Here is a 14,251-nt window from a genome sequence, read left to right on the forward strand (position 1 = left end):
TCAATTATTCACGTTCAAGGCAGCGAATTGATTTCATTCTGGGGATCACAAATGCCATAATAATGATGAGCAAACCAGAGATGATAAATAATAAACCGATTCCCCGTCCTTCCCCAGTGCCTATCACCTTACCTACTGATGAAGCAAGTAGACCTCCCTCTCGTAAAAGAGGATTAAACACTTGATCAGCCAATATGCCAGCAAAAGCATACGCAGCCACATAACCGAGTTGTGATAAAATGCCAATGATCCCCCATGCCCGCCCCTGTGTGTCATTTGGGATATGGTTGCGAATCATAACGTCAGCACTGGTATTAACAAAAGGCAACGTTGCAAAAAATAAAAAGCCAGCAGCTGTAATAAAAGCAACATTCGTGGTCAGACCCACCAAAGAAAAAAACAGTCCGGCGAATCCTAGGCCGAGCGCTAATACTTTGATATATTTACGATCGATGCTAAAAACTCCAATAATCAGACTGCCGATCAACATCCCTATAGCACTTACAGACAATACCGTGCCTAGAGTTTTCGTATCCGTAAAGGGTAGAAGCATAGGCGTATATAAGGTTTGGAGAAAACCCACATAAAAAGTAACGACAGACAAAATGATCGTAAGCTGCAGTACACCTTTCGTGTAAATAAGAGCATCCCAGCCCTCCTTCAAATCTTTTACAAACGACTGATTCGTTGGAACTCTGTGTTCAGTCTGTAGATTCCTGCGAACAGCCATCACTGCAAGAACTGTAACTAGAAAGGTTGAGATATCTATAAGCAGGATAGTTTTTATATCCATAAAGCTAAGCAAAATCCCGGCAAGGATAGGGGAAAGAAGATATTTTGAGGACGCAGCAAGCTGAACTAAACCACTAGCCTTGGCAAATTGCTCCTCTGTTAATAAATCTGTAATGGTAGCTTTGTAGGCAGGTTCAAGCAAGGATACAAAAATCGAACTAAACGTCACGCCCAGACAAATCTGCCATAAATGAGGTTCACCCAGCAGCATGATGATGAGAACATATATAAGTCCAAAAGCAGACAACAAATCCCCTGCTATCATCATCAATCGCCGATCAAACCGATCCGCTAACACGCCGCCAAAAGGACTGAGCACAATGGAAGGGAGAAAAGCACATAAGGTTAAAAGTGCCACACTAGAGGCGGTCTGCGTCATCTGGAACACATAGACCCCTAAGGTGAAAGCCGTCAACCCGCTGCCAATACTGGATATCCACTCCCCCATCCAAATGATCATAAAATTTCCGAAGGATTTGTTGTTCAGAATATTCCCTCTCCCCTACTCAAACATTTGAAACACATAGTCGAAGCTACCTTTCTCCGCCCCTAGCGTAATTTCCATCGTATAGATAAAAGCTCTTATCTTCTGGATGAACTCCTCAGGCTGCCACTTGAATATCCCTTCATCAAAAAGAAATTGAGAGGTGATCAATAGAAATTCCATCGTCTCCCGGGGATACGGATTGTGAAACAGTCCCTCCTCTATACCCTGCTCAATGACCTCCGTCAAAACAGGAGTTAGCCGCAAAATGGTTTCCACCAAGCTTTTCTGGTGCAGCTGTGCATTATCAGCCTGATGGAACTGCTCAATCATTTGGCTTTTTCTGTCCGTATCCGGCTTTTGTGCCATAATGATTTGCAGCAGCTTTTCATGAACGGTCAGCTTAGGATCTGCAGCAATTTGCTTAGCAGCTGCTACACCAGCATCAATAAATCGCAGCACAACAGCATCCATGACCTCTTCCTTCGATTTAAAATAATAGTAAAAGGTTCCCTTCGCTATACCTATAGCCTGCAAGACATCATTCACCGTCGTTTTGGTATACCCTTTCGTAAAAAACAGCATTTCTGCTGTATCCAATATTTCATTTCTACGTTCTTCCGCTTCTTTGGAAATTCTCATCTGCAACGTCCTCCATTCTATCGACCGACCGTCGGTCTATTCCAATTATATACAAATATTAGATCCTGTCAAGATTAATCCGGCATCACAAAAAGAGAGAATTCCAAAAGCTACGTTATAGCAGCTGGAACTCCCTCTTTTTTGGATATACTGTTGGGTTTTACCGTTGGGTTTTTACTGCTGGGTTTTAGTCTTACTGTTTACTGTTTGGTCTTGCTGTTGAGTTTTAGTCTTACTATTTACTGTTTAGTCTTATCGTTTACTGTTTGGTCTTATTGTTTACTGTTTGGTCTTACTGCTGCGTTTTACTTTTAGCTTGCTCTTTGATCTGATCCGTTGAGCGAAACCTTTGCTCGCGTTGTAACACTAAACTTCGTTTCTTAGATCACATTTACACTTAAGACGCAGCATATCGGACACAGCTGACCTTATACGCTGCATTATCCCCCATTTGGATTCCTAACGGACCGCATAGCACCTATTGGCATCAAAAACACCACAAAAGACCGCTTCCTCAAGGAATAGCTGCACTAGAGTCCGAAAACCGGCTCAAAGGGCTATAAATTTGCAAATAGCGTCCTCTGGGTCCTTAAGCAACACGGGATAGGGATTCAATAGGTAATCAATAGGTAATCAATAGGTATTAATTACCTAAGTTCGGACTAAGTGGCTTCCGGCTGCAGATTTTGCCCCCAAACGGCTTCCCTGTATAGAATGCTGCTATTTCGCATGAGCTTCTGCAATCCCGTCTCAAATAGATTATCTAATCCGCCGGATTGTACTAATGAAAATTTGCTGCCCAAGGAATAGGCTATATAATAATCCGCCCAACTGCTATAACGTTCTTGTAGCTGCCTTGCGGCTTCTATTTTGTAATCCCAGGCTTCTTCCTTCTTCAAATAATCTTCAACATAACCAATCCGGCTCAGATAAATTACCCAAGCTAACCCAAAAGCAGAAATGTCACCAGAAGGCAACTGATGTATACCTTGTGCAACAACCTTCAGATTAACAAAATCCTCATGATCCTTATGTGCCTCAAGATATTTACTGCGTGAGGTTTCGGAAAGTGTGGCTAAACGAGCATGTAAAGATCTATATTCTGCACGGTTGCCATCTTCTAGAAGCCAGCGAATCTGGCGATGAAAGGAGTTAGCATCCTCGATATTCCATCTTTCACAAGCATTTTTGATTAATCCTCTTTTGAAGAAGACATTACTGAAATCAAATTCATAAACCACATAGTATCTCCCTAAGAGACCACGTATGCAGGTAGAGGAAAGACAGCGGAAATACATTTCCAATCGTTTTCTTTGCTTAACATTGTATTCCTTCAGCATGTAGAGCCTCCTGATATTAGTTCGAGAATAGGTATGCTGTTTTGCAAATCTTCCTGATTTTCCATAGAAAAATAAGAATGAACACTGCATTGACAAGCGGGGGAAGCTCAGATACTGAAAAATAACATATGGTATATACCAAAATATAGAACCAGCTTAATTTCAGGAAAACCAATAGATAGAATAATATAGGCCCCATAATGTTCTTTCCAATGGTTACGAGCGAAGAGATACGAAGACGTTGTGGATACAGTTTTTTGTTCTTCAACATGGACTTATTCGCAAGGTAACGAAAATGAATGAACTCGTCCTTTTTAGACTCATTAGTCTCCGTTTGTGTAAGAGCTTCCTCAATTTGAGAACGTGCAATCTTACATTCCAGAATTAAACATTGCACATCTCTATTTCCAGCATCCTCTTGCAACAAATATTCACAATCCTTCATCGCTTCCTCATAACGCTGCAAATAGTAGAGAAGCCGCCCTCTTAATAAGTAACCGTCTCTTTCGTTAGGCCACATAGTGGTTACTCGGTCCAAGCACACCAGCGCTTCCATATAATCAGCAGTATCCAGACAATTCTTAGCTCGCAATAATTGCAGATCCGGATCATTCTGAAACAGCTTATTTGCTTCGTCGAGCAGTTGACCCGCTTCAGTATGTTTATCCTCCATCAGCATGAATTGAGCGGATCGCCTCAGATTTAGATAGTGTTCTATGTCAAACTCAAGAGACTCCTGCAAAAGGAAACACTCATAACGCATTTCCATGCTTCCGTCGACCTGCCCTAGTATGTACTCAACTAACTTATTATCATAACGTTGAAGAAATATTTCCTTGTCCTCACGAAAATGAAAAAATGAATCCAAAGCCTCCCATACGGCATGAGGCAAATTTCGATACTGATCAAGGAACAACATAAGCTTATCCCTTAGCCGATCACGATGCTCTATACTCCACATGAAATCTTCATTCAAAAGTGAATGCCACGAAGCTTGTTTAATCCGCCGCGAGAAATCCGCATACAGTTCCCTAATTTGTCTGTCAAAAATATCTGCTGGCTGTTCTTGAAGATCAGCATCAAGTTGAATGGGAAGTGGGCGAAACAGCGCCCACTCGTTTTCATGCGGTATAGTAGTAGCCCCTTCTACTTCCTCCTCGGTGTCTTCCTCCGCAACTTCTTGTTCTTCCTCCTCGCTTTCTTCCTCCTCAACTTCATCTACTCGTATTACTTTTTCTGCTTGTATCACCATTTTTTCTATTTCTTTTGATATTGCTTCTGCTATTTCTTTCTTATCCTCACCTACCAATGAAGGGACAGTGCTTGCTATACGCTGCCCGGAGCGGGCCCATTTCACAGCTGTATCATAAGCTTCTCTAAGCTGCTGGTATCCTTCAGGGTCATCTTCGGGGTGATGCGATTTCAGTTTTTTGGCATAGGCCTTTTTGATGATAGCTAGTTCATGTGTGGGTTCGATCTCCAACATACTCCAGATTGTCATGTGAAGTATGACCACCCTTCAATTTCCGCCAATTGCTCATTGAAAGCTTGTGCCGCTTTTTCAATCACTTTCTCGTTCTGAGTATATAAAGCATCTTCGAATACTTTCAGACACTGTGCGATAAATTTCCGTTGGTCCCCAAGCATCTCTTCATATAAACGCTCACCTCTAGCAAGCAGAAGCCTGTTCTCGGTACGCTCACGCGGATGAATTTTGATACTCCGTAGTTCCAGTAAACGAGCTTCAATTTGCTTTTTCGTCATTCCACCAGCATTTTGCTCAATGATCATCTGATGCTTCTGACCTGTTGAAACGGTTGTAACCTCCACCTCAAGAATCCCATTCACATCATATGTATATCTGACATCTATACTTTCTTCTCCCCGAGGTGCTTGCGGAATCTGAAACTCCATTTCTCCCAGGAAAAGATTATTTTCAACGCGAGGACTCTCCCCCTGATACACATCCAAACTTATGATCTTTTGATTATCTGCGGCTGTATATAGACGTTCTACCCGGCTAACAGGAATCGGAGTGTTACGTTCAATGATCGGAAAGTAATGTCCAGATGACGTTTGTCCGCTTGAACCTCTACGCAAAACACTGGTTCCTAATGTATAGGGGCAAACGTCCGTCAAAATCATTTCATCCAGCGCTTGATCACGCTGCTTCAGAGCTACCTGAACCGCAGCTCCCAGTGCGACGGTCTCATCTGGGCTGATATTCGCATAAGGCATTTTCCCGAACATACGGCTGATAATTTGCTTAATCAGAGGCATTTTAGTCGCACCCCCAATCATCACAATCCCATCCAGATCGGAAGGCTGCAGAGAAGCATCACGCAATGCTCTTTCTATCGGCTGTCTTAGACGTATTAGTAACGGTTGTACCAATTGCTCAAGCTCTGAGCGTTCTATAGTCAGCACGTATTCTTCCTTCTTAATAACTATCCGCATAGTCGCAGCAGACTCTGTACCAAGAATTCGTTTACTCTGTTCAGCCTGCTTATACAACATCGACCTCGTTATTGGTGTTAACGATTCCGCGTCCAGCTTATTCTTTTGGATAAAATAGGCCACTAGTATCTCTGTGAAATCTTCCCCGCCTAGATAGTTATCTCCGGCAATCGACTTAACATCCATTACCCCTTCGAAAAGCTCCAGGATAGACACATCAAAGGTTCCTCCACCCAAATCAAAAACAAGAAATGAAGTCTCCTGATTCTGATGCAGGCCATAAGCGAGTGCTGCCGCCGTAGGTTCACTAATAAGCCGCTCTACTTGTAAACCAGCCAGCTCAGCTGCTTTCTTAGTTGCTTTCCGCTGAACATCATTGAAATAAGCCGGAACACTGATTATAGCTTTCGTTACGGACTCACCTAGATGATTTTCCGCATCCTCTTTCAGTGACCGCAGAACAAAAGAAGATAACTCTTCAGGAGTAAAAGTCATCGTACCTAGCGTGTATTTCTTTGCTGATCCCATAAAGCGCTTAAAAGTCGAGGCGGTTAACTGTGGATGTGTAATCAGTCTTTCCTGTGCGATTCTTCCAACTAATACTTCTCCCCCTGCATCTACACTAACAATCGAGGGTGTTACATGCTCCCCGAGTACATTGGGAATAATTACAGCCTGACTGCCGTCCCAATAAGCAGCTAGACTATAGGTCGTTCCTAAATCAATTCCGATTGTTCTCACTACTATCTCCACTCCTTTTATATACAATAATATACAAAGAAAAGAGTCCAAGAATCGAAATGTCACTAATTCAACATATTTACATCCAGAGCATAATAATGAAATTGCACTTCTGCAATAGACATAAAAAAGGTATCTCAAAAGCCACAATGGCTGATGGAATACCTTCATTTTTTGGCGGAGAATATTTTTCTGTACATCATCTATAAAAAACAGTCTCATTCGTTCTCTGAACGTCCTAACATCTGATCTATCTTCTCTTTTGCACCTTCCCATGAGGTCAATAATGGAAAAGCATATAGTTCACGGGCCCGCAAATTCCATGGATGCGGAATACAAAGCACTTTTCTTCCCTCCTGCAATGCCGGAACCAGGTTATGCACCCCGTCATCGATCAATAGATCGTAGTTAATAAGATTTTTCCGCTTACAGGTAAAGAAATTTTCAATCGGAATAAACGGCATATGCTTCTGCAGCCAGTTCCATTTTTCCACTACCGACTGGGGTTGGGCTGCCGTAACTATAATTACATCATAAGCGTTATGCAGCTTCTCCATTTCTCCTACGACATGTTCGTCAAACAGTTCAAGCTCTTCATACAGACCGGGCCGCCCATAGAAAATCTCTTGTGTACAATCCGGATGACGTAAATGATCCGTATTCCAATCAAGCATTTCCTCATACCGCAGCAGATGCGTGGGAAAATCATTATTATTATGGTATATGGCTCGCTTAACTAGATGGCAAATTGTATCATCCATATCTACTGCAATTATTGGCTTCCTCATCTGCGCCTCCATTATTTTTTTAGATTACACTTTAATTATATACAATGAAATTACGGTTTTCGTCGAGAGTTAATTAAAATCCCGGTTAATGTTTATTAAATGCTTCTACGCATTTTTGGCAGATACAAGCTTTCCCTCTCAGTTCTTCCGGGATCTGTTCTTGCAATTCGAGTGGAATTTCTGTATGGAAACACCAACAGTCACCGCCTTCAGCGCCACAACGATTCAATTCTTTACATAAAGGACAATGGCGTTCTTCAACCAGTATGTTCATCGTATCCAAAATTTCTACTCCCCCAAAAATCACAAACTATTTTTCTTTGGAAAACCATATCAATAAAATAAATCCAACAAATGACAAAACGTCAGTAAGTAAAACAAACAACTCCCCGAATAGGTTTCCGCCATAACCACTTCTGAAGATTCCAAGTTTAGTATAAGTTCAATTTCTCTATTATTCCTACACTTGTGAACTCGGTTCACTTGCATTAAGATAGTGAACATTACGAACTCAAATGGGAGAATAACAGATGAATGATAAGAAGCTGAGCTTTTTAGATACCCTACATAGTGACTTACTTGCTACCATGGAAGAAGTATATAATCCTTGCAGGTTTGATTGCTCCGACCCAATTCTTGAACCGCAAAATGCAGAATACGGAGCATATATCTTTACCTTAAATGCACTGGCCATTAGATTCCGGGTGGCTAAAATCACACCCACTAAAGTCGGGCAATTTGTGACACTATGGGAGCGAATTGGAGATCATCCCATCCAACCCTATGACATCTCAGATCCTGCTGATCTCTTCGTTATAAGTACACGAAATGGGAATCACTTTGGCCAATTTATTTTTCCAAAAGCTGTCCTAAGAGAACAAGATATTCTATCTGATAAAGGTGAAGGTGGAAAAAGAGCTTTTCGAGTCTACCCGCCTTGGGACATTCCCACGAGTCGCCAAGCTCAAAAAACGCAAACATGGCAGTCGGAATATTTCTTGGATATCCCTGCAAATAAACCCGTAGACTACCTTCGTGCGCAAGCACTTTACGGTTTACCCGTAAATCTTACGGTCTGACCTATCTCCTCCACATGTTCCGTATCGCCCTGCAAAATAAAATAATAGTATACATCATCTCCTATTTTCACCGCTTCGGGATATTTAATTATAAGCGCCGCTTGATGATTCCATTCCTCCCCTTGGTCAGCAGAAGGCATAATCAACTTTGCCTTCTCTTCCTCTTTCAACCTCTCTAATGTCAGTTCAGTAATTTGCGGATTGGAGCCATAAGGCTTCAGCTGATGGGAGGCAACGATTTCAGCAACTTCATCTATTGATTGTCCCTCTCCAGACATAGCGGATAATTGAAAAAAACCATCCTCCCCCTGACCCTTCTTATCATCTGCTGAATCTACGACCCATTCCGTTGGATACTTCAAAGAGACTCCATAAGCATTGGAAGTAAAGGTTGCAAGCCCAGTTTGCGTAACCAGCATACCGATTACAGTACCTGCAAGTACAATAACCGCGATAACCAACACCCATAGCCACCGTTTTTTGTATACTCTTATTTTCACGATATCCCCCTAAATCAATAATTAGTTGACATGTACAATATTAGGAAATAAGATATAAACAAACATATGAGCAATCATTCATATGTATTAGTGAGGAGGAAATTAAAATGAGCGATCTTAAAAATATCCTATCTCTACTTCTTTTCTGCATCTTCCTAATTTCTTATCTATTAAAGCTCCTTATACTTTACAAGAAAAACCACATTAAAGGAAACGTTCTGGCTAAAGGCGCTAAACTATCTAAGATCCATTATACCGAGCTATTGGTAAAAACCTCTACTTTTTTATGGGGCGCAGCATGGTTTGTTTTTTCCGTAGCAGAGTCCTTTATGGTTACACTTGTAGACAAAACGTTTGATATTCCTGTAATTCACTTTAGCGGTGTTGGTGTAGCTGCCCTCGGATGTTCCATTTTCATTCAAGCTATGATTGCTATGCGCACTTCATGGAGAGTTGGGATTGATAAGACTACTGTAACCAAACTCATCACACACGGTATTTATAAATATAGTAGAAACGCTGCATTTGTCGGGTTTGATCTCATGTTTTTGGGATTGTATCTGATATACCCCAATCTATTAACACTCCTAATATTCATTCTTAACATTGCCGCGATTCATTTACTAATTCTTCAAGAAGAGCAACATTTAATGTCCGTATTCGGAGATGAATATATCCAATATGCCAATAATACACCCAGATATTTTTTATTTTAAAATCTTTTATCAAGCTCCGATAATTTATATTCACTATATCATTTTACATTTTTTACAAGTCCAGAAAACATTCTCTTAATGTAACTACTATAATATGAGACTGTAAACATACATTAGGAGGGAAATTATGAAATCACCGAAAAAGTATGGCGTCAGAACAGCAATTGTAGCGACAGCGGCAACTGCTCTTTTTGTATCCAGCATAGTCACTACAAATGCACCTAATCAAGCAGACGCAGCATCTTCGAACACAAGAAATGTAATTCTGTTTATTGGAGACGGAATGGGTGCTGCTCAGCGTGATGCCATCCGGCTTGCCACCGTAGGTGAAAAAGGAAATCTAGCAATGGATTCCATGCCATACGTTGGATTAATTCATACAAGCTCCACTGTCCCTGTTACAGATTCGGCTGCTTCTGCTTCTGCTTATGCCAGCGGTGTGAAGACTTATAATGGTGCTATCGGAATGGATGCCGATAAAAAAAGTGTTAAGACCATTATGGAATATGCTAAAGATGCCGGGAAATCAACTGGTGTCGTTACCACTAGTCAGATTACAGACGCGACTGGCGCCGCATTTGGTGCTCACGTTGAAGACCGCTCAAAGCAAAGTGATATCGCTCTTCAGCTTCTGACAAAGAGCAAGGTTGATGTTCTGCTCGGTGGGGGTGAGGATTTCTGGTACCCGGCAGGCAATCCCGGCAAATTCCCAGATGAACCCGCTGAAGATCCTTCAGAAAAAAGCAAAGGAACGCAAGGTAACCTTGTGGATAAAGCTAAACAGTTGGGCTACACCTATGTAACGAACAAAGCGGATATGCAAAAAGAAAAAGACGGCAAGCTGCTTGGAATATTCGCAAACGAGGAAATGTTCCAGCAAAAGCCTGAGGGTGAAGGAGATATTTATAATCCGGTGGTATCGCTGCCCGAGATGACTAAGAAAGCTATAAATACGCTAGCAACAAATAAAAAAGGATTTTTCCTTATGGTGGAAGAAGAAGGCACTGACGAATTTGCACATCAAAACAACGCTAAAATGACGATTAAATCAGGTCAAGAACTGGACAAATCCGTGCAAGTAGCCAAAGACTTCGCCAAAAAGAATCCAGATACACTGGTTCTAGTGCTTGCCGACCATGAGACCGGCGGATTTTCTATTGAAGCAGTTGACGCAGATGATGAGTCCGGTGACGGCATATCCAAAGAAGACGGTCCATTCGCCATCGCCAATTCCAAACACAATTTTGTAGTGGACTGGACGACCTCAGGCCATACTGCGGTTGATATTCCAATTACAGCTATGGGCAAAAATGCACAATTATTTACTGGAATCTACGAAAACACCGAAGTATTCACCAAGCTTATGCAAGCATCAGGTTTTAAAGCCAAAAAATAAAGGCGAACAATAAAAGACTAGCCAGATTTTTTTCTGGGTAGTCTTTTTTATTTTAAAATACAGTATTTACTTAGCATCTGTTCGCACAACAAAAATGATATCCTTAGTCTGATCCGCCCATTTACCTGTCAGATGAAATCCTCTGATCGTTGCCACTCTCATCATCCAGTTCTATGCCCACCTCTCTGGAGAGGGTTTGAGATTGAATCACTTTTCCATCCATATGAATGGTTCTCTCTGGCATCGCCGTGCTGCTGACTTCCTCACGATCACAAATGGTTAATACAAGCAGAAGTATAAAACTTAGGACTGCGATGTATATTCTTTTCAAGAAGACACCCCTTCTTCCCATTGTTCAACTAATCTGATGTGAAATATTCGATTCCCAATATGATCAAACCCAAAATAAAGATGATGATATCAATCACAAGCGGAAAACCTAAAGCTAAACTATGAATCGATTTTACAAATATACCGTTAATTAACGATTACAGCGAGGTGTGTTTATAAAATTCTATTTTTATAGCTAATCCAACGGTTTCCTTATGCTTCTAATTTACGTGACAGCTCCTTAATTAACTCGATCTCTCGTAAAACCATACTTCGGGTGTAAAAATAGAGCTCCTCAGAGTAATCCATATCCTCACTATTGCCAACTACTTTGGATAACTGCTGTAAATGGTCCAGCTTTTCGTTCATATAAGTCTCTCTGTAATCAAGCAATCTTCTACGTGTCTCCTGATCCAAAAGCTCATAATAAGCAAGACGAATAGACCATTCATTATCAATTCGAATAGTCTCCAGCGTAAATTCTGTTAAGCAGGTGTTAAACCGCTCCTCACCCTCAGTAGTTATAGAATATACATAACGTTTAGGCCGGCGTTCCTGAATTTCCGTTTTTTTGATTACCCATTTTCGCTTTTCAAATAATTTCAGCTTTGGATAAAGCGAGTTATTGTTTACGATTTTATCATTGCCCATTACAAAAATAATGTTTTTTTTAATTTCATAACCATGTTTGGCCCCTTTCATTAATTGGGCCAGAATCAAAACTTCAATATCCATAATCATCCTCCGGGCTTCCGGAATACGTATCCGGTTCATCATTTTCTTATATTACCTCAATTACTACATTCCTGCCAAATCACTCGTGATTTTTTGCACATACTTCCACCCTGTTCTTTCGCTAATATAGGTTAAAATAACCTATTTATTTTCAACCTATATGTAGAGAGGAAGTTATCATATGGAATTCACACATTTATTTAGCAAGGGCACAATCGGAAATATGGAGCTTAAGAACCGGGTCATTTTACCAGCGATGGGCACGAAAATGAATGCGCCGGGTGGATACGTCAGTGATCGTCTGATTGATTACCATGTAGCACGAGCTATAGGCGGCAACGGCTTAAATACTGTAGAAGTAACAACTATTCACCCAACGGCGGCCTCCGATGATGCTCCTGCCCTTTATGATGATAAATTCATTCCAGGTATGGCTCAATTAGCATTAGCTATTCGAGAGGCAGGAGGCAAAAGCTGTCTACAGTTATGGCATGGAGGTAAAGTAACTCCCAACCTAATTCAGGTCTCCTCTTCACCTGTTCCGTTTGAAGGCGTGACTCATATACCACGTGAACTTGCGCATCATGAAGTCGGCGAGATGGTTCAAGCTTACGCAGATACAGCATTACGTGCGAAGAAAGCCGGATTTGACAGTGTGGAATTCCATGCCGGCCATGGTTATTTGCCCCAACAATTTCTAAGTCCTGCAATGAATTTTCGTCAGGATGAGTACGGCGGTTCTTGGGAGAATCGCTGCCGCTTCCCGCTGGCTTGTATCCGGGCTATCCGGAAAGCGGTTGGACCTGGGTTCCCTATCTTGATGAGAATCTCTGCGATTGAGGATCTACCGGGCGGACTTACGCTGGAAGATATGAAGCTCTTCTCAAAGCTCGCTGAAGAAGCTGGAATTGATGCTATTAATGTATCTCGTGGGGTCCCTGCTGGCGCTGCGATTAAATATGAAGTTCCGCCGATCGATTTACCTGTAGGCTTCAATGTAGATAACGCAGCACAAATTAAATCTGTGGTTAACATCCCTGTTATTGCCGTAGGCCGTATTAATGATCCAGCAATTGCAGACCGGATTATTGCGGAGGGTTTGGCTGATTTTGTAGCCATTGGGCGTGCGCAGCTGGCAGATCCGGAATTCTGCAATAAAGCTTTAGCCGGACGTGCAGACACGATCGTTAAATGTGTGGGTTGCGACCAAGGCTGCTTCGATGGATTCGTGAATCCTAATGTTCCATTTATCAGCTGTGTGTTTAATCCTGCAACCGGTCGTGAAAGTGAATATGAATTGCAGCAAACGGGTATCCCCAAAAAAGTACTTATTGCTGGTGGTGGCCCTGGCGGATTAGAAGCAGCTGTCACCCTGAAACGACGTGGGCATCATCCAATATTATGCGAAAAAAATGACATTCTGGGCGGACAGCTTTATATTGCCGGTGCCGCACCACGTAAAGAGGAAATGGCTGCAGCCGCTCTGAATATGGGAGAAACCGCTAAACGTGAAGGTGTAGACATTCGAATGAATACAGAGGTTACACCTGAATTAATCCAGGAAATTGCTCCAGATGAGGTCATTCTTGCAATCGGATCTTCTCCTATTATTCCGCCTGTGGAAGGCATCGACAGTTCACATGTGGTCAATTCACATGATGTGTTATGGGGAACGGTTCATCCAGAAGGAAGAGTCGTTATTATCGGCGGTGGTTTAGTGGGGCTTGAGGTCGCAGAACTGCTTGTAGAGCGCGGACATCAAATCACTGTAGTTGAAATGCAAGCTGATGTTGCTAATGATCTAGGGCTTCTGCGTAAAATCTGTGTCATGGAAAGTCTATATGGACATGGCGTTGAATTAATGACCAACAGCAAATGTATGGCGATTCAAGGGGATAGCGTAATTGTTGAAAAAGACGGCGAACGTCACAGCCTACCTGCTGATTATGTAGTAATTGCTGTAGGTTCACGCGCCCTCAACAAACAACCCCTTCAGGACTTCTTGGAGGAAAGCTCCATCCCTTATCATGTAATTGGCGATGCGGTGCAAGCGCGTAGAGCGCTGAATGCGATTTGGGAAGGCGCTGAATTAGCTAGACGAATCTAATTAAGCTAACTATATGCTTCATGAAAATAACCCGGCAGGTCCGCCCTGCCGGGTTATTTTTTACTCAGAGTGCATTCGTGAAATGTTATTCGGTAATCGGTATCCATTTAATCCTTCACCCTTCACCCATTATGCCGTTCGGAC

General features: G+C 42.0%; 14 protein-coding genes. 4 read left to right on the top strand and 10 right to left on the bottom strand.

Going from position 1 to position 14,251, the window contains the following annotated elements; translation table 11 throughout:
• Window positions 1–4 precede the first annotated feature (4 nt).
• The 7 genes from MHB56_RS04100 to MHB56_RS04130 form a co-directional block, all read right to left on the bottom strand.
• On the bottom strand, window positions 5–1,252 hold the full coding sequence (locus MHB56_RS04100; RefSeq protein WP_341143294.1) for an MFS transporter: 1,248 nt from the start codon (window positions 1,250–1,252) through the stop codon (window positions 5–7).
• Between the two features lie 42 nt (window positions 1,253–1,294).
• Window positions 1,295–1,918, bottom strand: coding sequence for a TetR/AcrR family transcriptional regulator (locus MHB56_RS04105; RefSeq protein WP_341143295.1), 624 nt, complete (start codon window positions 1,916–1,918; stop codon window positions 1,295–1,297).
• Window positions 1,919–2,580: 662 nt separating this feature from the next.
• Window positions 2,581–3,258, bottom strand: a complete 678-nt coding sequence (locus MHB56_RS04110; RefSeq protein ID WP_339168663.1) for a DUF1266 domain-containing protein — start codon at window positions 3,256–3,258, stop codon at window positions 2,581–2,583.
• A gap of 16 nt (window positions 3,259–3,274) precedes the next feature.
• Window positions 3,275–4,759: a J domain-containing protein gene (locus MHB56_RS04115; protein WP_341143296.1), complete on the bottom strand. Its 1,485-nt coding sequence runs from the start codon at window positions 4,757–4,759 to the stop codon at window positions 3,275–3,277.
• Window positions 4,756–6,456, bottom strand: a complete 1,701-nt coding sequence (locus MHB56_RS04120; protein ID WP_341143297.1) for a molecular chaperone HscC — start codon at window positions 6,454–6,456, stop codon at window positions 4,756–4,758. The genes MHB56_RS04115 and MHB56_RS04120 overlap by 4 nt, the downstream gene beginning before the upstream one ends.
• Before the next feature lie 218 nt (window positions 6,457–6,674).
• Window positions 6,675–7,244 (bottom strand): 5' nucleotidase, NT5C type, encoded by a 570-nt coding sequence (locus MHB56_RS04125; protein ID WP_341143298.1) that lies wholly within the window; start codon window positions 7,242–7,244, stop codon window positions 6,675–6,677.
• 85 nt (window positions 7,245–7,329) lie between these two features.
• Window positions 7,330–7,518 (bottom strand): cysteine-rich CWC family protein, encoded by a 189-nt coding sequence (locus MHB56_RS04130; protein WP_076310487.1) that lies wholly within the window; start codon window positions 7,516–7,518, stop codon window positions 7,330–7,332.
• A gap of 256 nt (window positions 7,519–7,774) precedes the next feature.
• Between MHB56_RS04130 and MHB56_RS04135 the strand changes: the two genes are divergently transcribed.
• On the top strand, window positions 7,775–8,323 hold the full coding sequence (locus tag MHB56_RS04135) for a MepB family protein (RefSeq protein WP_076129875.1): 549 nt from the start codon (window positions 7,775–7,777) through the stop codon (window positions 8,321–8,323).
• Here the strand turns inward: MHB56_RS04135 and MHB56_RS04140 are convergent.
• Window positions 8,293–8,823: a hypothetical protein gene (locus MHB56_RS04140; protein ID WP_341143299.1), complete on the bottom strand. Its 531-nt coding sequence runs from the start codon at window positions 8,821–8,823 to the stop codon at window positions 8,293–8,295. The two genes, MHB56_RS04135 and MHB56_RS04140, sit on opposite strands and share 31 nt — an antisense overlap.
• 107 nt (window positions 8,824–8,930) lie before the next feature.
• Between MHB56_RS04140 and MHB56_RS04145 the strand changes: the two genes are divergently transcribed.
• Together MHB56_RS04145 and MHB56_RS04150 are read left to right on the top strand one after the other, a co-directional pair.
• Window positions 8,931–9,539: a methyltransferase family protein gene (locus MHB56_RS04145; protein ID WP_341143300.1), complete on the top strand. Its 609-nt coding sequence runs from the start codon at window positions 8,931–8,933 to the stop codon at window positions 9,537–9,539.
• A gap of 127 nt (window positions 9,540–9,666) precedes the next feature.
• Window positions 9,667–10,935, top strand: a complete 1,269-nt coding sequence (locus MHB56_RS04150) for an alkaline phosphatase (protein WP_341143301.1) — start codon at window positions 9,667–9,669, stop codon at window positions 10,933–10,935.
• Window positions 10,936–11,056: 121 nt separating this feature from the next.
• On the opposite strand, the gene MHB56_RS04155 is transcribed toward MHB56_RS04150, so the two are convergent.
• Entirely contained in the window at window positions 11,057–11,266 is a 210-nt protein-coding gene (locus MHB56_RS04155) for a hypothetical protein (protein ID WP_341143302.1), read from the bottom strand.
• 212 nt (window positions 11,267–11,478) lie between these two features.
• Window positions 11,479–12,000: a PadR family transcriptional regulator gene (locus tag MHB56_RS04160; RefSeq protein WP_036688994.1), complete on the bottom strand. Its 522-nt coding sequence runs from the start codon at window positions 11,998–12,000 to the stop codon at window positions 11,479–11,481.
• Between the two features lie 181 nt (window positions 12,001–12,181).
• On the opposite strand from MHB56_RS04160, the gene baiCD reads away from it, so the two are divergent.
• On the top strand, window positions 12,182–14,107 hold the full coding sequence (gene baiCD, locus MHB56_RS04165; RefSeq protein ID WP_341143303.1) for a bile acid Fe-S flavoenzyme BaiCD: 1,926 nt from the start codon (window positions 12,182–12,184) through the stop codon (window positions 14,105–14,107).
• Window positions 14,108–14,251 lie beyond the last annotated feature (144 nt).

The sequence above is a fragment of the Paenibacillus sp. FSL H8-0315 genome, assembly GCF_038005365.1.
In the GTDB taxonomy this organism is placed as follows: domain Bacteria; phylum Bacillota; class Bacilli; order Paenibacillales; family Paenibacillaceae; genus Paenibacillus_AQ; species Paenibacillus_AQ odorifer.